Here is an 18762-nt window from a genome sequence, read left to right on the forward strand (position 1 = left end):
GCCGGGATGCGCCGCTCAGATGTTTGTTTCGGCGCCATGGATGCGACAAGACGGGCGGGGCTGTAAAGTGAATTGTTCAAGAAATTCGGGCCTTTCGGCCAAGCCAGACGACGACAGCGACGCGGAGCGCGAATCTAATCGTTTCAATGTCGATATGCGCGCCGAGCAGCAGCGCAGAAAAAAACAGGGTGACGAATGTCTGCATCCTTTGCACCTGTGCGACGCGCGAAATTCCGCCGATCGCCAGGCCGGCATTCCAGAAAATGAAACCGCCGAACACGCGCGCCAAGGGCAAGAAGGATGGCCGCTCAAGCGCTTGAACGCGTTATTGTGAACAAAGTTTAACCTGGTTCTCAAGTCTCCGTGGCTTGCTTTTTGCGCGATTATTTGGTCATGCTGCCGGCATGATTTTCGATTTTGCATGCGAACAGATAGCTTCGTTCTGGGATCGGCTGCTCGGCGCTATCGGCGATGCGGCGGGAAATGCGCTGTCCAGCATGGTCGAAGCGGTCAGGACCGTCTTCGAGGGCGATCCGGAAACCCGCCGTCGCGTGTCGTTTTCGGTAGCGATCATCGCCTTGTCCGCCAAGATGGCCAAGGCCGACGGCATTGTCACCAATGCGGAAGTGGATGCGTTCCGGTCGATCTTCGATTTTCCGCCGGAAGAGGCGAAAAACGTGGCGCGGCTCTATAATCTGGCCCGCCAGGACGTGGCCGGCTACGAGGCCTATGCCGAGAAGATCGCCAAGATGTGCGGTTCCGGCACCAAGGGCTGCCCTGTCCTGGAAGACATCGTCGACGGCCTGTTTCATATCGCCAAGGCCGACGGGCTGATCCACGAGAAGGAACTGGCGTTCCTGGCGCGCATCGCCGACATCTTCGGCATCGACGAGGACCGCTTCGAACAGGTGAGCCGCCGCCATCTTTACGCCGAGCGGGATCCTTACGGGGTTCTCGGCGTCTTGCCGTCGGATGATTTTGCAACGATCCGCACGCGCTACCGGGCGCTTGCCTCGGAACATCATCCCGACAAGCTGCATGCCCGCGGCGTTCCGGTCGAATTCCATGCCGCGGCCCATCAGCGCATGGCGACGTTCAACGCGGCCTATGCGGCGATCGAAAAAGAACGCCGCGCCGCATGAAAATCTTCCACGCCGATTACCCCGGCGCTAAGGTTGTGCCGTCCCCCAACCATGGGGAGCGGGCCGGCGGTGGCACCGCCGACATGATCATCCTGCACTATACCGGCATGGACTCGGACGAGGGCGCGCTGGCCTGGCTCTGCAACGAAGAAAGCCAGGTCTCGAGCCATTATTTCGTGCACCAGGATGGCACGGTTGTGCAGATGGTGCCCGAGGCGCTGCGGGCCTGGCATGCGGGCAAGAGCCAATGGGCCGGCGAGAGCGATATCAATTCCCGGTCGATCGGCATCGAGATTGCCAATGGCGGCCATCCGGCGGGCCTGCCGGCTTTTCCGGATGCGCAGGTCGAGGCGGTCGTCAGATTGTGTCGGAATTGCGTCGAGCGGCTTGAAATCCTGCCCGAGCGGGTGCTGGGACACTCGGATATCGCGCCGGGACGCAAGGTCGATCCGGGCGAAATGTTCCCCTGGGGAAAACTCCATCAGGCCGGCATCGGCCACTGGGTGCAGCCGGTTGCGGTCAGCGGTGGACGCTTCTTCCAGCGCGGCGATTGCGGACAGCCGGTGGAAGCCCTGCAGTCGATGCTGTCGCTCTATGGTTACGGAATTGATATCACGGGCGAATTCTCGGATAAAACCGAGGCCGTGGTGAAGGCCTTTCAGCTGCATTTCCGACCGCAGCAGGTCGATGGTATTGCTGACATGTCGACCATCGAAACCCTGCATCGGCTGTTGTCGTCGCTGCCGCGTTTCGGCTGAAAAACAGCGGCTGGCGGTTGCCGGAGCGGAGGTCGCCGCACGGTCTTTCTGCCTAAAAATCCGGCGTGCCACAGGAATTCCTTAAAGAACGGCTCTAAGCACGGTGCTGAATGCGGCGCCTCGATGAGTAGAGTGGCCGCGAATATCAACGATGAGGGCAGGGCGGCGCGCATCCCGTGGTGGAGCGAGCTGCCGAAAGACTAACGCAATACAGCGCAGCGATACCGCCCCTGGTTCGGAGACTGACTTTCAAAATGACAAGACCCTTTGTTGCTGCCGCGGCATGCCTCGCTATTCTTGTGTCCGGATTCGGAACGGCGAGCGCCCGCGATGAGGAACGCACCTACACCAAGCCGCTTTTGACCGTAAAACGCGAGAGCGGCTTTGCCATGCCGAAATTCTCGCAAAGCCCGTATGGAAAGCTGATCTCGACCTATGCGGCCAAGTATGGCGTGCCGGTCTCGCTGGCCCATGCGGTGGTGCGTGTCGAAAGCAATTTCAATCCGAAGGCTCGCGGCAGTGCCGGTGAAATCGGCCTGATGCAGATCAAGCCGGCCACCGCGCGGGCCATGGGCTATCGCGGCAAGACATCGGGTCTCTACGATCCGGAAACCAATATCATGTTCGGCATGAAATATCTGGCGGCAGCCCATGAACTGGGCGGCGGCGAGACCTGTGGCACGATCCTGCGCTACAATGCCGGGCATGGCGCGACGCGCATGAACCCGGTGTCCAAGCGCTATTGCGGCAAGGTGCTGGCCCTGATCGGCTCGTGACGCAATGTCGCGCCGCAGGACGGCTGCGTGGCGCAAACCAATGATGCAGGACATTTGTCCGCATGCTATCTGCGAATGATTGCAGCAGGTCGGATAGTGGATAAGGCATGGCGGACAGGTTTAAATTTATCATTGTCGGGCGTGGCATGATGGGGGCCGCGGCGGCCCGCCATCTGGCGCAGATGACGGAGGGCGTGGCCCTGATCGGCCCGGACGAACCGGTCGACATGGCCAGCCATCAGGGCGTCTTTGCCAGCCATTACGACGAGGCGCGCATTACCCGCACCATCGATCGCGATGCGGACTGGGCCTTGCTCGCCAACCGCTCCATTGCGCGCTATGGCGAAATTGCCGAGCAGAGCGGCATCGACTTCTACCACGAGACGGGGTGCCTGATCGTCGGGCCACAGCGCGGCGGCGCCAATGCCTATGTGGGCGAGGTGGTGGAGGCCGCAGGCCGGCTCGGGGTTTCGACCGATCTGTTGGACAATGCCGGGCTTTCGGACAGGTTTTCCTATTTTGCTTTCGAGCCGCAATGCGAAGGGGTGTTCGAGGCGAAACGGGCCGGCTACATCAATCCGCGTCGGCTGGTGGCGGCGCAGGCGCTGCTGGCGGAACGGGCAGGGGCGGCGATCATTGCCGAGACCGTCGTGTCGGTCGTGCCGGATGGTTCCGGTGCCACGGTGACCACGGCCGAGGGTCGCAGCTACCAAGCCGACAAGGTTCTGGTGGCCGCGGGCGGTTTCTCTATTGCCCAGAATCTCTTGCCGCGTCCGGTTGATCTGAAGGTTTACGCGAGGACCGTCGCCTTCTTCGAAATTTCTGACGCCGATCTGCCGCGCTATGCCGGCATGCCGTCGCTGATCGTCGAATCGCACGAACCCCACGATCACATCTACCTGCTGCCGCCGGTGCGCTATCCCGATGGTCGGACCTATCTGAAGATCGGCGGCGATCCGGACGATCTGCCCTTGGCAAGCGAACCGGAGATCCGTGCCTGGTTCCGGCGCGGCGGCCGCGACAGCACGCGCGACCATTTGAAGCGGATCATCGACCGGCTGGTGCCGGCTCTTTCGCAGGCGCCGGTGACGATGAGTGCCTGCGTGACATCCTTTACACCGACGGGCTATCCGGCCATCGGCCCGGCCGGCAGCGACAAGGTTATGATGTTGACCGGCGGCTGCGGGGCGGCGGCCAAGAGTTCCGACGAAATCGGCCGGCTGGGGGCTGAGATGCTGCTCACAGGCCGAATCAACGACGAGGGCTACAGCACTGATTTTGAGCCGCATTTCCTTGCGTGAACAAAGCGCGGTCCAGGCGGCGATCTTTTCGGTGGCTTTCCCGGTCGGTGTCGGTTATGGACGCCCTGCCAGTTGGCTGGGCAGCCGCGCTTTACCAATGCCGAAAGGCGGTAGGGTGAGGAAAGTCCGGGCTCCACGGAAACACGGTGCCGGATAACGTCCGGCGAGGGCGACCTCAGGGAAAGTGCCACAGAAAGCAAACCGCCCCGTTTACGGGGTAAGGGTGAAAGGGTGGGGTAAGAGCCCACCGCGTCGCTGGTGACAGGGACGGCACGGTAAACCCCACCGGGAGCAAGACCGAATAGGGATGACGCGGGCCTCGCGCAAGCGGGGCTACAGCCTGTTTCCGGGCCAGTCATCCGGGTGGGTTGCGAGAGGCAGTGTGCAAATGCTGTCCCAGATGAATGGCTGCCACGTTCCGGGCGACCGGAGCCATACAGAACCCGGCTTACAGGCCAACTGGCACCCTTTGCCCAAAGGGCATGAATGAGGACTGAGACTTCCCGTAATGCATTGAAATTTCATCATTATATTCATTCATTTCAGCGTGGTGAAGCCGCGCCGGCGACGCTTTGCGCACCTCGCGCCAAATGCGCGTTCCTAACCATTCGTTAAACTTAACGGCTTATAAAGATTTGACTGCCGAACGTGTCGCTACAGACCTCATCCCATTGACGCCCAAATTGTCCCATGGTATCCCATAACTGCACTTTTGAACGACCCATCGAAGCGTTCGTTTCCGCAACCGGAAGCGATGACTTTGATGGTTTTGTTGGTCGCTCAAGCTGCAATCTTGCAGGCGTCACGACGCAGGTGCGGGGGAATTCAAGGGGGCGGGCAATCCGTCTCATTCGAGTAGGAGCGGCTGTAAAGCGTTATGAACCGCTTCCTGTCCAATGCGACAAACAGGATCGATGCGAAGGGGCGGGTTTCCGTTCCGGCGGCGTTCAGATCTGTTCTGGCGCAACGCGATATTCCGGAGCTTTACTGCTTTCAGGACTTCGTGTTTCCAGCGATCAGCGTCGGCGGTCCGGATCTGCTCGAGCGGTACGAGCGGCAGATTGCGGCGGAGGATGCGTTTTCGCCGCAAGCCAACGAAATGTCCTTGCTGGTGCATGGCGGCGGCGTCTTCATGCGCCTCGATGCGGAAGGGCGCCTGATGGTCACGGATTTCATCCGGGACTTCACGGGTATCACGTCCGAGGTCGCCTTTGTCGGGCGCTCGGATCATTTTCAGCTTTGGCAGCCGCAGGCGTTTCACGAGGCGCAGGCGGCGGCAAGAGAGGAGCGCAAGCGACAAGGTTCGCGCTCCCGATAGTACGAGGGAACGGAATGGCGGCGGATCTTGGCGGAGGTTTTACTGAAGCTGATGGCGGACCGATCCGTCACATTCCGGTTCTTCTGAAAGAAGTGCTGACGGCGCTCGCACCTGAGCCGGGCAAGGTTATCCTCGACGGCACGTTCGGTGCCGGCGGCTATACGGCGGCCATCCTCGATGCCGGCGCCGATGTCATTGCGCTCGACCGCGACCCCACGGCGATTGCCGGCGGACAGGCGCTCGTCGCGTCGCGCGGCGGTCATCTCGCCCTGCATCACGCGCAGTTTTCCAATCTCGATCAGTTTGCACCAGACGGCGGGCTCGACGGCATCGTGCTCGATATCGGCGTGTCGTCGATGCAGATCGACGAGGCGGAGCGCGGCTTTTCCTTCCAGCGCAACGGGCCGCTCGATATGCGCATGTCCGGCGCCGGCGTTTCGGCAGCCGACGTGGTCAATCGCGCCAAAGTGTCGGATCTCATACGCATTTTCGGGTTTCTCGGCGAAGAGAAGCAATCCGGTCGCATTGCCCGTGCGATCGAAAAGCGGCGGGCCAATGAGCCATTTCGGACGACCCGCGACCTGGCGGGCATGATCGAGATCGTCACGCCGCGCAAGGCCAAGGACAAGATCCATCCGGCGACGCGGGTCTTCCAGGCGCTGCGCATCTTCGTCAATGACGAACTCGGGGAGCTGGCACAGGCACTGTTTGCGGCGGAACGGTCGCTGAAGCCCGGCGGACGGCTGGTGGTCGTGACCTTCCATTCGCTGGAGGACCGGATCGTCAAGAAATTCCTGTCGGATCGCGACGGCCGGGCCGCCGGTTCGCGGCATATGCCGATGGTGCATGAGCGTCCTGCCACCTTCGAGCCGCTCGGCAAGACCATGGTGTCGGCAAGCGAGGAAGAGGCGGAGGCCAATCCGCGGGCCCGCTCGGCCAAGCTGCGGGCCGCGGTGCGCAGCCAGGCGCCGGCCGAGCGCGACGACCTGTCAATCTTCGACCTGCCGGATCTGGCAGAGATCAACCGGATGGGAGGCTGATCGATGCTGAAGACCTTCGATATCGTCATGATCGGGGCCATGGCGGCTGCGGCCACCGTGACCTATCAGATCAAGCATCTGACCGACAACAAGCGGCAGGACGTTCGCCGAATCGAGGCGGAGATCAAGCTCGAGAAGGATACGATCGAGCTTTTGAAAGCCGACTGGGCGCTGCTCGCCCAGCCCAACCGCCTGGAGCGGCTGATTGCCGTCTATGGGCCGGAGCTGAAGCTGGAACCGACCATGCCGACGCAACTGGCGCGGCCCTTCGAACTGCCGATGCTGCGCTCGCAACTGCCGCCGGCCGAGCCCAAGGACGAGATCGCCAAGGACACTGGTCCTGCTTCGGACATGGCCACGGATGATATTGCAACAGGATCGGTGAACCGCTGATGTCCTTCCTTTCCCGTATCATGCTCTTGAAGAGCCAGGCGCATTTCTCCTCGGACGGCAAGGGCGGCGTGTCCCATTCCGTCAAGAAGCCGGCCTTCGAAGGCTCCGGCAAGCGCAAGGGGGAACTGGCCAGGAAGCGCGTCGGCCTGATGATCGCCGGCTTTGCGGTGGCCTATGGGGTGATCGGCGGACGGCTGGTGCAGTACGGCTATGCGCAGCCCGAGACGGTGTCGAGCATCATGCCGGCCGACCGGCTGATGGCATCGCGGCCGGACATTCTCGACCGCAATGGCGAGCTGCTGGCGACCGATATCCGCACCGTGTCGCTGTTTGCCGAGCCGCACAAGGTGGTCGATCCCGACGAGGCGATCGAAAAGCTCTCGACGGTGCTCACCGATCTCGACATGAAGGACACCTACAAGAAGCTGTCCTCCAAATCGCATTTCCAATGGCTGCGCCGCCAGCTGACCCCGAAGCAGCAGAGCCAGATCCTGGCGCTCGGCATTCCTGGCATCGGCTTCCGTCCGGAAAAGCGGCGCTTCTATCCCGGCGGCTCGACCGCCTCGCATATCGTCGGTTACGTCAATATCGACAACCGCGGCATGGCGGGCATGGAAAAGTTCATCGACAACCAGGGCCTGGCCGATCTCGCAGCGCTCGGCATGACCAGCGACACGCCGCTCGAGCCCGTCAAGCTGTCTATCGATCTTCGCGTCCAGAACATCGTTCGCGACGTGCTGGTGGGGGCGATCAGCAAATTCGAAGCGCTCGGCGCCGGTGCCGTGGTCATCGACGTGCATACCGGCGAAGTGCTGGCGATGGGCTCGCTTCCCGATTTCGACCCGAACAATCCGGCGGCCAGCGCCAAGGAAGGCTGGCTCAACCGCATGTCGAACGGCACGTTCGAGATGGGCTCGACCTTCAAGTCCTTCACCATCGCGATGGGGCTTGATTCCGGCAAGGTGAAGCTCACCGACAGTTTCGATGCCCGCGCTCCGATCCGCATCGGCGGGTTCACCATCAAGGATTTTCACGGCAAGAATCGCGTGCTGACAGTGCCGGAAATCTTCCAGTACTCGTCGAATATCGGAACGGCAAAGGTCGCCGACATGGTCGGCATCGAGGGGCACAAGGAATTCCTGACCCGGATCGGCCTGCTCAGCAAGATGCAAACGGAATTGCCTGAAGTGGCGATGCCAAGCCAGCCGCGCCAGTGGAAGAAGATCAACTCCATCACCATTTCGTTTGGCCACGGTGTCTCGACCACCCCCTTGCAGACGGCGGTGGCCGGCGTGGCGCTGGTCAATGGCGGCAAGCTGATCGAGCCGACCTTCCTGCCGCGGACCCGAGAGCAGGCCGACCTGGTGGCCACGCAGGTTCTGCAGCCCTCGACCAGCAAGGACATGCGGTTCCTCTTCGAGTGGAACGGCGTCAACGGTTCGGGTCGCAATGCCCGCGTCGACGGCTTCAACGTCGGCGGCAAGACCGGCACGGCCGACAAGGTGGTCAACGGCCGCTATGTCGGCGACAAGAACTTCAACGCCTTCCTGGCGGCGTTTCCGATCGACGATCCGAAATATGTGGTTTTGACCGTGATCGACGAGCCGAGGACCGACAAGGGCAATGGTGCGGCGCTGGCCGGCAATTCAGCCGCTCCGATGGTTGCCGACATTATTCGCAGAAGCGCCGCAATTCTCGGTGTAGAACCAAATTTCGGTGAGGTGGGCAGCGAATTGCTCGTGTCCTATTGAGAGATGTTTAATTACGCGACCGATTCGGTCGCGCCACTGGAAAAGTCGACATCATGAAACTGCGAGATCTGGCTGACGGGACCTTCGATGAACAGGGAGACCGTCCCGACGATGCAACGGGCGATATCGAGATCTCCGGTCTGACGGCCGATAGCCGCAAGGTGACGCCCGGCATGCTGTTCGTGGCGCTTTCCGGCACCAAGGCTGACGGTGCGACGTTTATCGACGATGCCGTCGCGCGCGGTGCAGCCGCCGTCGTCGCTTCGCACGCCCATTCCACATCGGTTCCGGTCCTGGTCTCCGAGACGCCGCGCCGCTTTCTGGCGCTGGCGGCAGCACGGTTCTACGGCGCGCAGCCGCAGACCATGGTGGCCGTCACCGGGACCGCCGGCAAGACCTCGGTTGCCTCGTTCACGCGGCAGATCTGGGCGCATCATGGTCTTGCCGCCGCACAGATCGGCACAACAGGCGTCATTTCACCCAGCCGCAACGATTATGGCTCGCTGACCACGCCCGACCCGATCGCCCTGCACAAGCTGCTGGCGGAGCTTGCCGCCGAGGGCGTCACCCATGCGGCGATGGAGGCTTCCAGCCATGGACTCGACCAGAGCCGGCTCGATGGCGTCAAGCTTACGGCGGCCGGCTTCACCAATCTCGGCCGCGACCACATGGATTATCACCCCACGGTCGAGGCCTATATGGCCGCCAAGATGCGGCTGTTCGATACGCTTTTGCCAAAGGGGTCACCGGCGGTGATCTTTGCCGATGATCCCTGGTCGGATGAGGCGATCCGGGTTGCGACAGCGGCCGGGCACGATGTCCGCACGGTCGGCCGGCACGGGGACTTCCTGGCGCTTAAGCGCGTCGAGCATTTCCGCCACAAGCAGGTCGCCGAGGTTCATGCCGAGGGCCAGATCTTCGAGGTGCATATCCCGCTGGCCGGCGATTTTCAGGTGGCCAATGCGCTTGTCGCGGCCGGCCTGGCGATCTCGACCGGTGTGCCGGTTGCGGTCGCGTTGAAGGCACTCGAAAAGCTGGTCGGTGCCGCCGGCCGCCTGGAACTGGTCGGTCACACCAAGGCCGGGGCGCTGGCCTATGTCGATTATGCCCACAAGCCCGATGCGCTGGAAAACGTGCTGGCTTCGGTGCGGCCGTTTACCACCGGCCGGGTGATCGTCGTGTTCGGCTGCGGCGGCGACCGGGATCGCGGCAAGCGGCCGATCATGGGCGAAATTGCTTGCCGGCTGGCCGATGTGGCAATCGTCACCGATGACAATCCACGCTCCGAAGTGCCGGCGGAGATCCGCGCCTCCATCCTGAAGGCAGCGCCCGGTGCCGTCGAGATCGGCGATAGGGCGCAGGCGATCCGGCAGGCCGTCTCTATGCTTGCCGCCGGCGACACCCTGATCGTTGCCGGCAAGGGGCATGAAGAGGGCCAGACGGTCGGCGATGTGACGCTGCCGTTCTCCGACCATGCAGAATTGCGCAAGGCGCTGGAAGGGATGGAGATTTGACTTTTCTCTGGACGACCGAAGACCTGATAGCCCATCTCTCCGGACGGCCGTTCGGCACCTTGCCGGCGGGCATCACCGGCATCTCGATCGACAGCCGCAGCATCGCTGCGGGCGAGGCGTTCTTTGCGATCAAGGGCGATCGGGTCGACGGCCACGACTACGCGAGCATTGCGGTTGCCAATGGTGCGGCGCTGCTCATCGTCAGCGAGGCCAAGCTGCCGGCGCTCGGCCGCATCACCGTTCCGATGATCGTCGTCGAGGACGTGCTGGCCGCCCTGCAGAAACTGGGCATTGCGGCGCGCGACCGCAGCCATGCCAGGATCATCGCCGTCACGGGATCGGTCGGCAAGACGACGACCAAGGAAATGCTGCGGCGCGTGCTTGAGCCGTCGGGCCAGGTGCATGCCGCCGTCGCCTCGTTCAACAACCATTGGGGTGTGCCGGTGACGCTTGCCCGCATGCCGGCCGATACCGACTACGGCGTCTTTGAAATCGGCATGAACCATGCCGACGAAATCCGGCCCCTGGTCAAGATGGTGCGTCCGCATGTGGCGGTGATCACCACGATCGCGCCGGCCCATCTCGGTAATTTCGCCGACCTGGAGGAGATCGCCGCCGCCAAGGCCGAGATCTTCGAAGGCATCGAGCCGGGCGGCCATGCCCTGCTCAACCGCGACAACAGCCAGTTCGAGTATCTGGAGCGGGCCGCACAGGCGGCCGGCGTCGAGCATATCCACAGCTTTGGCCAGCATGCCAAGGCCGAGTTCCGGCTTGCCGAATTCGACGGTTCTGCCGAAAGCTCGGTGGTCTGGGCGGTGATCGGCGGCGAGACGCGGGAGATCGCCATCAGCGCGCCCGGCCGGCATCTGGCCGAGAATGCCATGGCGGCGCTCGGGGCTGCGAGCCTCTGCGGTGCCGATCTCGACAGCGCGATCGAGGCCCTCGGACACCTCTCCGCCGTCAAGGGGCGCGGCCAGCGTCACCGGCTGGCGCTCGATACGGGCAGCTATGTGTTGATCGACGAAAGCTATAATGCCAACCCGGCTTCCATGCGCGCGGCGATCGCGGTGCTTGCCTCGTCGGTTCCGACCGGCGAGGGGCGGCGGATTGCCGTGCTCGGCGACATGCTGGAAATGGGCGCCTTTTCAAAAGAGGTTCACAGCGAGCTTGCCGGGCCGCTGCTGGCGGCCGGCATCGAGCATGTCTGGCTGGCCGGTCCGGAAATGGCGGCGCTGCGGGACGCGCTGCCGGACAGCGTTCACGTGGAATACCTGGAAAAGACCGAGGATCTGGCGGCTTTCGCCGTTCGCGCCGTGCGGCCGGGCGATGTCGTGATGGTCAAGTCGTCGCTTGGCATCGGCTTCGGCAAGATTGTCGCGGCACTGCTTGACAAGCATGCACCATTCACCGACACCGAGCGCCAAATTTAAACTTGGGCTTTTGGAAAGGGTTCTTATGCTGATCTGGCTTGTGGAACTGGCGGACAATCTTCAATTTTTCAACCTGTTCCGGTACATTACCTTCCGCACGGGCGCAGCCCTTTTCACCTCGGCGCTGATCGTCTTCCTGTTCGGACCGCGGATGATCTCGTCGCTGCGGGTGCGCCAGGGCAAGGGACAGCCGATCCGGGCCGACGGGCCGCAGACCCATTTCAAGAAGGCTGGCACGCCGACCATGGGCGGGTTGATGATCCTGGCCGGTATCGTCGGCTCGTCGCTGCTGTGGGCCGACCTCTCCAACGTCTATGTGGTGGCGACGCTGCTGGTGACGCTCGGCTTCGGTGCCATCGGCTTCTACGACGACTATCTGAAGGTCACCAAGCAGACCGACAAGGGCTTTTCCGGCAAGGCACGGCTGGCCATCGAATTCGTGATTGCCGGCATTGCCGTCTATTGCATGATGAACACGGCGCTGGCCTCGGGGCAGCATGGCTCGACCTTCGGCTCTTCGGTCGCCTTTCCGTTCTTCAAGGATTTCCTGATCGACCTCGGCATCTTCTTCGTGCTGTTCGGCGGCTTCGTCATCGTTGCGGCCGGCAATGCGGTGAACCTCACCGACGGTCTCGACGGTCTGGCCATCGTGCCGGTGATGATCGCGGCGGCCTCGTTCGGCATCATCGCCTACCTGACCGGCAACGCGGTATTCTCCAACTACCTGCAGATCAATTTCGTGCCGGGGACGGGCGAACTTGCCGTCATCCTGGGCGCGGTGATCGGGGCAGGCCTCGGCTTCCTGTGGTTCAATGCGCCACCGGCCGCCATCTTCATGGGCGATACCGGATCGCTGGCGCTCGGCGGCCTGATCGGTTCGGTGGCGGTTGCCACCAAGCATGAGATCGTCATGGCGATCATCGGCGGACTGTTCGTCATCGAAACCATGTCGGTGATCATCCAGGTCGGCTATTTCAAGATGACCGGCCGGCGCGTCTTCCTGATGGCGCCGATCCATCACCATTTCGAAAAGCTCGGCTGGACCGAAAGCCAGGTGGTGATCCGCTTCTGGATTATCGCCGTCGGGCTTGCCATGCTCGGTCTCTCGACGCTGAAACTGCGGTGAGGCAATCATGATACCGGTCACCACTCTCAAAGATCAGCGGGTTGCGCTTTTCGGGCTCGGTGGCTCGGGGCTCGCCACGGCGCGGGCGCTTGTGGCCGGTGGTGCCGATGTGACCGTCTGGGACGACAATCCCGACAGCGTGGCCAAGGCTGAGGCCGAGGGCCTGCGGGCTGAGGACCTGCGCGGTATCGACTGGAGCGGCCTGTCGGCCCTGGTGCTGTCGCCCGGCGTGCCGCTGACCCATCCCAAGCCCCATTGGTCTGCGGATCTGGCGCGGGCGGCGGGTGTCGAGATCATCGGCGATATCGAACTGTTCGTGCGCGAACGGCGGGCACATGCGCCGGATTGCCCGTTGATCGCCATTACCGGCACCAACGGAAAATCGACGACCACGGCGCTGATCGCCCATATTCTGACCGCCAGCGGACGGGATACGCAACTGGGCGGCAATATCGGCACGGCCGTGCTTACGCTCGATCCGCCGAAACAACAGCGCTTCTATGTGGTGGAGTGCTCGTCCTACCAGATCGACCTGGCACCGACGCTCGATCCATCTGCCGGCATCCTGCTCAACCTGACACCCGATCATCTCGACCGGCATGGCACGATGCAACACTATGCGGATATCAAGGAGCGGCTGGTCGCCGGCAGCGATGTGGCTGTTATCGGCATGGACGACAGCTTTTGCGAGCGCATCGCCGACCGTGTCGAGCGCTCCGGCACCAAGGTCATCCGCATCTCCAAACGCCTTGCATTGGCCGATGGTTATTATGCCGAGGCGCATTTTATTGTCGCAGCGCATGGCGGGGCGAATTTGGTGGTCGCCGATCTCGACGGGATCCAGACGCTGCGCGGCAGCCACAATGCCCAGAATGCCATCGCGGCGGTGGCCGCCTGCCTCTCGGTCGGATTGTCGATCGAGGAAGTGCAGGCCGGGCTGTCGTCGTTTGCTGGGCTCAAGCATCGCATGCAGCCGGTCGGACGGCGGGGCAACGTCGTCTTCGTCAATGACAGCAAGGCCACCAATGCCGATGCTGCCGCACCGGCTCTTTCGAGCTACGAGCGGATCTACTGGATCGCCGGCGGCCTGCCGAAGGAAGGCGGGATCACCAGTCTCGCGCCGCTGTTTCCGCGCATTGCCAAGGCCTATCTGATCGGCGAGGCGGCGTCCGGCTTTGCCGCCACGCTGGGCAATGCCGTTCCCTTCGAGATCTCCGGCACCCTCGACAAGGCTCTGGCCCATGCGGCTGCCGATGCGACCGCGGACGGGGCCGATGTGGCCGTGATGTTATCACCGGCTTGCGCAAGCTTCGACCAATATAGGAATTTTGAAGTCAGGGGCGACGCCTTCGTTAGCCAGGTGGCGAGCCTTGACGGCGTGACCATGCTGATCGACACAGCCACAGGAGACAGATGAGATGGTAAGCCGTGCGGAGCGAGGGCCGGTCGCCGACTGGTTTTGGACGATCGACCGTCTGTTCTTGGTGCTGTTTGTCCTGCTGATGGGCATCGGCTTCATGCTGTCCTTTGCGGCATCGCCGGCGGTGGCCGAGCGGCTCGGTCTCGACAGCTTCCATTTCGTCAAGCGCCATGCTGCCTTCATGCTGCCGGCACTCGGCGTGATGATCGGCCTGTCCTTCCTGTCGCCCCGGCAGATCCGCCGCACCGCCATGCTGATCCTAATCGTCTCTCTCGGCATGATGCTGCTGGCGCTGTTCTTCGGCATCGAGGTCAAGGGCGCGCGGCGCTGGATCACCATTGCCGGCCTGTCGATCCAGCCGTCCGAATTCATGAAGCCGGCCTTTGTGGTGGTCTGCGCCTGGCTGTTTGCCGAGCATTCCCGCCAGCCGGAAATTCCCGGCAATTTTTTCGCCATGATCCTGTTCGGCATCGTGGCGGTGCTGTTGATCGCCCAGCCTGACTTCGGCCAGACCATCCTGACATCGGTCGTCTGGGGCGGCATGTTCTTCATGGCCGGCGTGCCGTGGTTCTGGATCTCGGTCCTGGCCGGGCTCGGGGCCGCCGGTCTGGTCGGCGCCTATTACACCCTGCCGCACGTGACGGGCCGAATAGACCGCTTCCTGACCGGCGAGGGCGACACGTTCCAGACCGACACGGCGCGCGACGCCATCGTGCGCGGCGACTGGTTCGGCGCAGGACCTGGCGAGGGCGTCGTCAAGCGCATCATTCCCGACAGCCATACCGACTTCATCTTCTCGGTGGCGGCCGAAGAGTTCGGCATCATCTTCTGCATGGTTCTCGTGGCAATCTTCGCCTTCCTGGTGCTGCGTGGCCTCAGCCACGCCTTCAAGGAGCGCAACGACTTCAACCGCTTTGCGGTGGCGGGCCTCGTGCTGCAGATCGGCGTGCAGTCGATGATCAATATCGGCGTCAATCTGGAACTGCTGCCGGCCAAGGGCATGACCCTGCCGTTGATATCCTATGGTGGTTCGTCGATGATCGCGGTCTGCGTCACCGCTGGCTTCATCCTGGCCCTGACACGGCGCCGTCCGGAAAAGCGCGCCCAGGAGCGCAGCCTGTTCCGGACCATTCATCACGGCGTCCCGGCGGAGTAGATGTCGATGAACAAAGGGATCATTCTCCTGGCAGCCGGCGGCACCGGCGGCCATCTCTTTCCGGCCGAGGCGCTGTCGCACGAGCTGATCGCGCGGGGCTATGCGGTCCATCTGGTGACCGACAGCCGGGCTGAGCGATTTGCCGGCATGTTTCCCGCCGACACCATTCATACGGTTCCCTCGGCGACGATCGGCTCGAAAAATCCGGTGGCCGTGCTGCGTTCGCTGTGGACCCTGTGGCGGGGTTTGCGGGCGGCGCGCCGGCTGATCGCCGAGCTGAAGCCTAGAGCCGTCGTTGGTTTTGGCGGCTATCCGACCGTGCCGCCGCTTTTGGCGGCGACCGGGCTTGGCGTGCCGAGCGTGATCCACGAACAGAATGCGGTGATGGGACGGGCCAACAAGGCGCTCGCCAAGCGTGTCAGGGCGATTGCCGGCGGCTTTTTGCCGGAGGGCGGCATCTATGCCGAAAAGACCGTGGTGACCGGCAATCCGGTGCGGCCGGCGGTTCTGGAGGCGGCGCACCGCGCCTATGTGCCGTCTGCAGCGGGTGAACCGTTCCACCTTGTCGTGTTCGGCGGCAGCCAGGGCGCGCAGTTCTTTTCCTCGGCCCTGCCGACCGCCATCAGCCTGCTCGACGAGGCGCTGCGCGACCGCCTGACCGTCACCCAGCAGGCACGGCCGGAAGATGGCGAGCGGGTGACGTCCTGCTACGGCAAACTCGGCATGGCCGCCGCGGTCTCGCCGTTCTTCAAGGACATGGCGGACCGCATCGCATCGGCCCATCTGGTGATCTGCCGGTCGGGGGCATCGACCGTCTCTGAACTTGCGGTGATCGGCCGGCCGTCGATCCTGGTGCCTTACCCCTATGCGCTCGATCACGATCAGGCGGCCAATGCAGCGGCGCTGGCCGCTCTTGGCGGGGCCAAGGTCATTGCGCAGTCGGAGCTTTCGCCGGAAAAACTGGCCGAACTGCTGAAGAATGCGATGAACGATCCCATCCGGCTGCAGACCATGGCGGATGCGGCGCGACAAACTGGCAAACCGCAGGCGACGCGCTTGCTTGCCGATCTGGTTGAGGCTATTGCCGCTGGAAAGAGTGTCGCCGAGGTCAAGGGAGCCCATTCATGAAAATGCCGACAACCATAGGACTGGTCCATTTCATCGGGATCGGCGGCATCGGCATGAGCGGCATTGCCGAAGTGCTTCACAATCTCGGCCATAAGGTCCAGGGCTCCGACCAGTCGGACAGCGCCAATGTGCAGCGCCTGCGCGACAAGGGCATCGAAGTGTTCGTCGGCCACAAGCCGGAAAATTTGGGCGAGGCGGAAGTGGTCGTCGTGTCGACGGCGATCAAGAAGAGCAATCCGGAACTGATCGCGGCGCGCGAAAAGCTGCTGCCGATCGTGCGACGCGCCGAAATGCTGGCCGAACTGATGCGCTTTCGCAATGCGATTGCCATCGGCGGCACCCATGGCAAGACCACCACGACCTCGATGGTGGCGGCCCTGCTCGATGCCGGCGGCCTCGACCCGACCGTCATCAACGGCGGCATCATTAATGCCTATGGCACCAATGCCCGCATGGGTGAGGGCGAATGGATGGTGGTGGAGGCCGACGAATCGGACGGCACCTTCCTGAAATTGCCGGCCGAAGTGGCTGTTGTCACCAATATCGACCCTGAACATCTCGATCATTACGGCACATTCGATGCCGTGCGCGCCGCCTTCCGCCAGTTCGTCGAAAACGTGCCGTTCTACGGGTTCGGGGTGTTGTGCCTCGACCATCCGGAAGTGCAGGCGCTGGTCGGCAAGATCGAGGACCGCAAGGTCATCACCTATGGCGAGAATCCGCAGGCCGACGTGCGCTTTTCCAATGTCCGGCAGGACGGCATCCGGTCGATTTTCGACGTGGAGATCCGTCGCCGGCGCACCGGCCGCATCTTCAACCTCAACGATCTGGTGCTGCCGATGCCCGGCCGGCACAATATTTCCAATGCCTGCGCGGCAATTGCGGTTGCCAACCGGCTGGGTATCTCGGAAGAGGCGATCAAGAAGGGCCTGTCGTCGTTCGGCGGCGTCAAGCGGCGCTTCACCTTGACCGGCACCTGGAACGGCGTGCAGGTCTTCGACGACTACGGCCACCATCCGGTCGAGATCAAGGCGGTGCTCAGGGCCGCGCGCGAGGCCTGCAAGGGCCGAATCATCGCCGTGCACCAGCCGCATCGCTTCAGCCGGCTCTCCAGCCTGTTTGAGGATTTCGCCAATTGCTTCAACGATGCCGACAGTATTTTCCTGGCGCCGGTCTATGCGGCCGGAGAGGACCCGATTGAAGGTTTCAACTCGGAAACGCTGGTTTCGCGCATCAAATCCGGCGGTCACCGCGACGCCCGCTATCTTCCTTCGCCCGATGGACTGGCTTTGGCCGTTTCAGCCATTGCGCAACCGGGTGATTTCGTGATTCTCTTGGGGGCTGGGAATATCACGCAATGGGCGGCTTCGCTGCCCAGGGAACTGGAAGCTCTTTCGGGAAAGTCTTGAATGAAACAGGTGGATGGGGAAAAGCTGCTGGCCTCGTTGGGCAAGGGGGTCAATGATCTACGCGGGCGGTTGACGCCTGACGCGCCGATGGACCGGGTCACATGGTTCCAGGCCGGCGGACTTGCCGAGCTGATGTTCCAGCCGCACGACATGGATGATCTCGTCACCTTCCTGAAGCTGCTGCCGGAAGAGGTGCCCCTGACGGTGGTCGGCGTCGGCTCCAATCTGCTGGTGCGCGATGGCGGCATTCCGGGCGTGGTGCTGCGGCTGTCGGCCAAGGGTTTCGGCCAGGTCGACCTGGCGGGGGAAAACCGCATCCGTGCCGGCGCGATCTGCCCCGACAAGCACATTGCCGCGATGGCCATGGACAACAATATCGGCGGCTTCCATTTCTACTACGGAATTCCCGGCTCGATCGGTGGCGCATTGCGGATGAATGCCGGTGCCAATGGCGGCGAGACCGCCGATCGGCTGGTCGAGGTCGAGGCCGTCGACCGAAAGGGCAATGTCCATATCCTGTCGAAATCCGACATGGGTTACGCGTACCGGCATTCGGCAGCGCCCGAAGGCCTGATCTTCACCAGCGCCGTGTTCGAGGGTTACCCGGAAGAGAAGGCGAAGATCCGCGCCGACATGGATGCGGTGCGCCATCACCGCGAGACCGTGCAGCCGATCAAGGAAAAGACCGGGGGCTCGACTTTCAAGAACCCGCCGGGCCATTCCGCCTGGGAATTGATCGACGAAGCCGGCGGTCGCGGGCTGATGATCGGCGGCGCGCAGATGTCGTCGCTGCACTGCAATTTCATGATCAATATCGGTCACGCCACCGCCTATGATCTGGAATATCTGGGCGAGACGGTCCGCCAGCGCGTCTTCGAGCATGCCGGCATCAAGCTGTCCTGGGAAATCAAGCGTCTGGGCCTGTTCATGCCGGGACGTGAAATCGTTCCCTTCATGGGCGTCACCACCGAATAGGTTTCATACCTGCGGCGACCGACTGTGCGCCGCAGCATTTTCTCCGGAGTTACCATTTCGCGCCGACGGTCGGCACGAAATGTTAAGAGCGCGGCCCTAAACTTCTGCGGATTGTTTGGAGTTGC

The 18762-nt window shown here is 62.7% G+C and carries 17 protein-coding genes and 1 other RNA gene; all 18 read left to right on the forward strand.

Annotated features, from left to right (window positions below; translation table 11 throughout):
* Positions 1 to 19: 19 nt before the first annotated feature.
* The 18 genes from HGO38_RS00620 to murB all read left to right on the forward strand — a co-directional run bounded on the left by HGO38_RS00620 (position 20) and on the right by murB (position 18637).
* Entirely contained in the window at positions 20 to 334 is a 315-nt protein-coding gene (locus HGO38_RS00620; RefSeq protein WP_250953986.1) for a hypothetical protein, read from the forward strand.
* Positions 335 to 404: 70 nt separating this feature from the next.
* Complete coding sequence (locus HGO38_RS00625; protein WP_250953987.1) at positions 405 to 1142, forward strand: J domain-containing protein; 738 nt, start codon at positions 405 to 407, stop codon at positions 1140 to 1142.
* Positions 1139 to 1900: an N-acetylmuramoyl-L-alanine amidase gene (locus tag HGO38_RS00630; RefSeq protein ID WP_250953988.1), complete on the forward strand. Its 762-nt coding sequence runs from the start codon at positions 1139 to 1141 to the stop codon at positions 1898 to 1900. Before HGO38_RS00625 ends, HGO38_RS00630 begins: the two co-directional genes overlap by 4 nt.
* A 254-nt stretch (positions 1901 to 2154) precedes the next feature.
* Positions 2155 to 2676 carry a lytic transglycosylase domain-containing protein gene (locus tag HGO38_RS00635; protein ID WP_250953989.1) on the forward strand — a complete coding sequence of 174 codons (522 nt, stop codon included), beginning with the start codon at positions 2155 to 2157 and terminating at the stop codon, positions 2674 to 2676.
* A 107-nt stretch (positions 2677 to 2783) separates the two neighbouring features.
* Positions 2784 to 3977, forward strand: a complete 1194-nt coding sequence (locus HGO38_RS00640) for an NAD(P)/FAD-dependent oxidoreductase (protein WP_250953990.1) — start codon at positions 2784 to 2786, stop codon at positions 3975 to 3977.
* A gap of 68 nt (positions 3978 to 4045) precedes the next feature.
* Positions 4046 to 4444, forward strand: an RNA gene (gene rnpB / locus HGO38_RS00645) — RNase P RNA component class A.
* Between the two features lie 410 nt (positions 4445 to 4854).
* Positions 4855 to 5295 (forward strand): division/cell wall cluster transcriptional repressor MraZ, encoded by a 441-nt coding sequence (gene mraZ, locus HGO38_RS00650; RefSeq protein WP_250953991.1) that lies wholly within the window; start codon positions 4855 to 4857, stop codon positions 5293 to 5295.
* Positions 5296 to 5309: 14 nt separating this feature from the next.
* On the forward strand, positions 5310 to 6335 hold the full coding sequence (rsmH, locus tag HGO38_RS00655; RefSeq protein WP_250953992.1) for a 16S rRNA (cytosine(1402)-N(4))-methyltransferase RsmH: 1026 nt from the start codon (positions 5310 to 5312) through the stop codon (positions 6333 to 6335).
* Positions 6336 to 6338: 3 nt separating this feature from the next.
* A complete protein-coding gene (gene ftsL / locus HGO38_RS00660) occupies positions 6339 to 6728 on the forward strand; it encodes a cell division protein FtsL (protein ID WP_250953993.1) in 390 nt (129 codons plus the stop codon).
* Positions 6728 to 8479, forward strand: coding sequence for a peptidoglycan D,D-transpeptidase FtsI family protein (locus HGO38_RS00665; protein WP_250953994.1), 1752 nt, complete (start codon positions 6728 to 6730; stop codon positions 8477 to 8479). Before ftsL ends, HGO38_RS00665 begins: the two co-directional genes overlap by 1 nt.
* Positions 8480 to 8532: 53 nt before the next feature.
* On the forward strand, positions 8533 to 9993 hold the full coding sequence (locus HGO38_RS00670) for a UDP-N-acetylmuramoyl-L-alanyl-D-glutamate--2,6-diaminopimelate ligase (protein WP_250953995.1): 1461 nt from the start codon (positions 8533 to 8535) through the stop codon (positions 9991 to 9993).
* Positions 9990 to 11423 carry a UDP-N-acetylmuramoylalanyl-D-glutamyl-2,6-diaminopimelate--D-alanyl-D-alanine ligase gene (locus HGO38_RS00675; RefSeq protein ID WP_250953996.1) on the forward strand — a complete coding sequence of 478 codons (1434 nt, stop codon included), beginning with the start codon at positions 9990 to 9992 and terminating at the stop codon, positions 11421 to 11423. The genes HGO38_RS00670 and HGO38_RS00675 overlap by 4 nt, the downstream gene beginning before the upstream one ends.
* A 25-nt stretch (positions 11424 to 11448) precedes the next feature.
* The gene (gene mraY, locus HGO38_RS00680; RefSeq protein WP_250953997.1) at positions 11449 to 12549 is read left to right on the forward strand and encodes a phospho-N-acetylmuramoyl-pentapeptide-transferase; all 1101 of its coding nucleotides are present in this window, start codon (positions 11449 to 11451) and stop codon (positions 12547 to 12549) included.
* 7 nt (positions 12550 to 12556) lie between these two features.
* Positions 12557 to 13966, forward strand: a complete 1410-nt coding sequence (murD, locus tag HGO38_RS00685) for a UDP-N-acetylmuramoyl-L-alanine--D-glutamate ligase (RefSeq protein WP_250953998.1) — start codon at positions 12557 to 12559, stop codon at positions 13964 to 13966.
* A gap of 1 nt (position 13967) precedes the next feature.
* Complete coding sequence (gene ftsW, locus HGO38_RS00690; protein ID WP_250953999.1) at positions 13968 to 15125, forward strand: putative lipid II flippase FtsW; 1158 nt, start codon at positions 13968 to 13970, stop codon at positions 15123 to 15125.
* Between the two features lie 6 nt (positions 15126 to 15131).
* On the forward strand, positions 15132 to 16253 hold the full coding sequence (murG, locus tag HGO38_RS00695) for an undecaprenyldiphospho-muramoylpentapeptide beta-N-acetylglucosaminyltransferase (protein WP_250954000.1): 1122 nt from the start codon (positions 15132 to 15134) through the stop codon (positions 16251 to 16253).
* Entirely contained in the window at positions 16250 to 17662 is a 1413-nt protein-coding gene (murC, locus tag HGO38_RS00700; protein WP_250954001.1) for a UDP-N-acetylmuramate--L-alanine ligase, read from the forward strand. The genes murG and murC overlap by 4 nt, the downstream gene beginning before the upstream one ends.
* Positions 17663 to 18637 (forward strand): UDP-N-acetylmuramate dehydrogenase, encoded by a 975-nt coding sequence (murB, locus tag HGO38_RS00705; RefSeq protein WP_250954002.1) that lies wholly within the window; start codon positions 17663 to 17665, stop codon positions 18635 to 18637.
* Positions 18638 to 18762: the final 125 nt, after the last annotated feature.

The sequence above is a fragment of the Rhizobium sp. CG5 genome (genome assembly GCF_023701945.1).
In the GTDB taxonomy this organism is placed as follows: domain Bacteria; phylum Pseudomonadota; class Alphaproteobacteria; order Rhizobiales; family Rhizobiaceae; genus Allorhizobium.

Coding starts and splice junctions, on each gene's coding strand:
- HGO38_RS00620 (WP_250953986.1), top strand. CDS start 20: ATGTTTGTTTCGGCGCCATGGATGCGACAAGACGGGCGGGGCTGTAAA.
- HGO38_RS00625 (WP_250953987.1), top strand. CDS start 405: ATGATTTTCGATTTTGCATGCGAACAGATAGCTTCGTTCTGGGATCGG.
- HGO38_RS00630 (WP_250953988.1), top strand. CDS start 1,139: ATGAAAATCTTCCACGCCGATTACCCCGGCGCTAAGGTTGTGCCGTCC.
- HGO38_RS00635 (WP_250953989.1), top strand. CDS start 2,155: ATGACAAGACCCTTTGTTGCTGCCGCGGCATGCCTCGCTATTCTTGTG.
- HGO38_RS00640 (WP_250953990.1), top strand. CDS start 2,784: ATGGCGGACAGGTTTAAATTTATCATTGTCGGGCGTGGCATGATGGGG.
- mraZ (WP_250953991.1), top strand. CDS start 4,855: ATGAACCGCTTCCTGTCCAATGCGACAAACAGGATCGATGCGAAGGGG.
- rsmH (WP_250953992.1), top strand. CDS start 5,310: ATGGCGGCGGATCTTGGCGGAGGTTTTACTGAAGCTGATGGCGGACCG.
- ftsL (WP_250953993.1), top strand. CDS start 6,339: ATGCTGAAGACCTTCGATATCGTCATGATCGGGGCCATGGCGGCTGCG.
- HGO38_RS00665 (WP_250953994.1), top strand. CDS start 6,728: ATGTCCTTCCTTTCCCGTATCATGCTCTTGAAGAGCCAGGCGCATTTC.
- HGO38_RS00670 (WP_250953995.1), top strand. CDS start 8,533: ATGAAACTGCGAGATCTGGCTGACGGGACCTTCGATGAACAGGGAGAC.
- mraY (WP_250953997.1), top strand. CDS start 11,449: ATGCTGATCTGGCTTGTGGAACTGGCGGACAATCTTCAATTTTTCAAC.
- murD (WP_250953998.1), top strand. CDS start 12,557: ATGATACCGGTCACCACTCTCAAAGATCAGCGGGTTGCGCTTTTCGGG.
- ftsW (WP_250953999.1), top strand. CDS start 13,968: ATGGTAAGCCGTGCGGAGCGAGGGCCGGTCGCCGACTGGTTTTGGACG.
- murG (WP_250954000.1), top strand. CDS start 15,132: ATGAACAAAGGGATCATTCTCCTGGCAGCCGGCGGCACCGGCGGCCAT.
- murC (WP_250954001.1), top strand. CDS start 16,250: ATGAAAATGCCGACAACCATAGGACTGGTCCATTTCATCGGGATCGGC.
- murB (WP_250954002.1), top strand. CDS start 17,663: ATGAAACAGGTGGATGGGGAAAAGCTGCTGGCCTCGTTGGGCAAGGGG.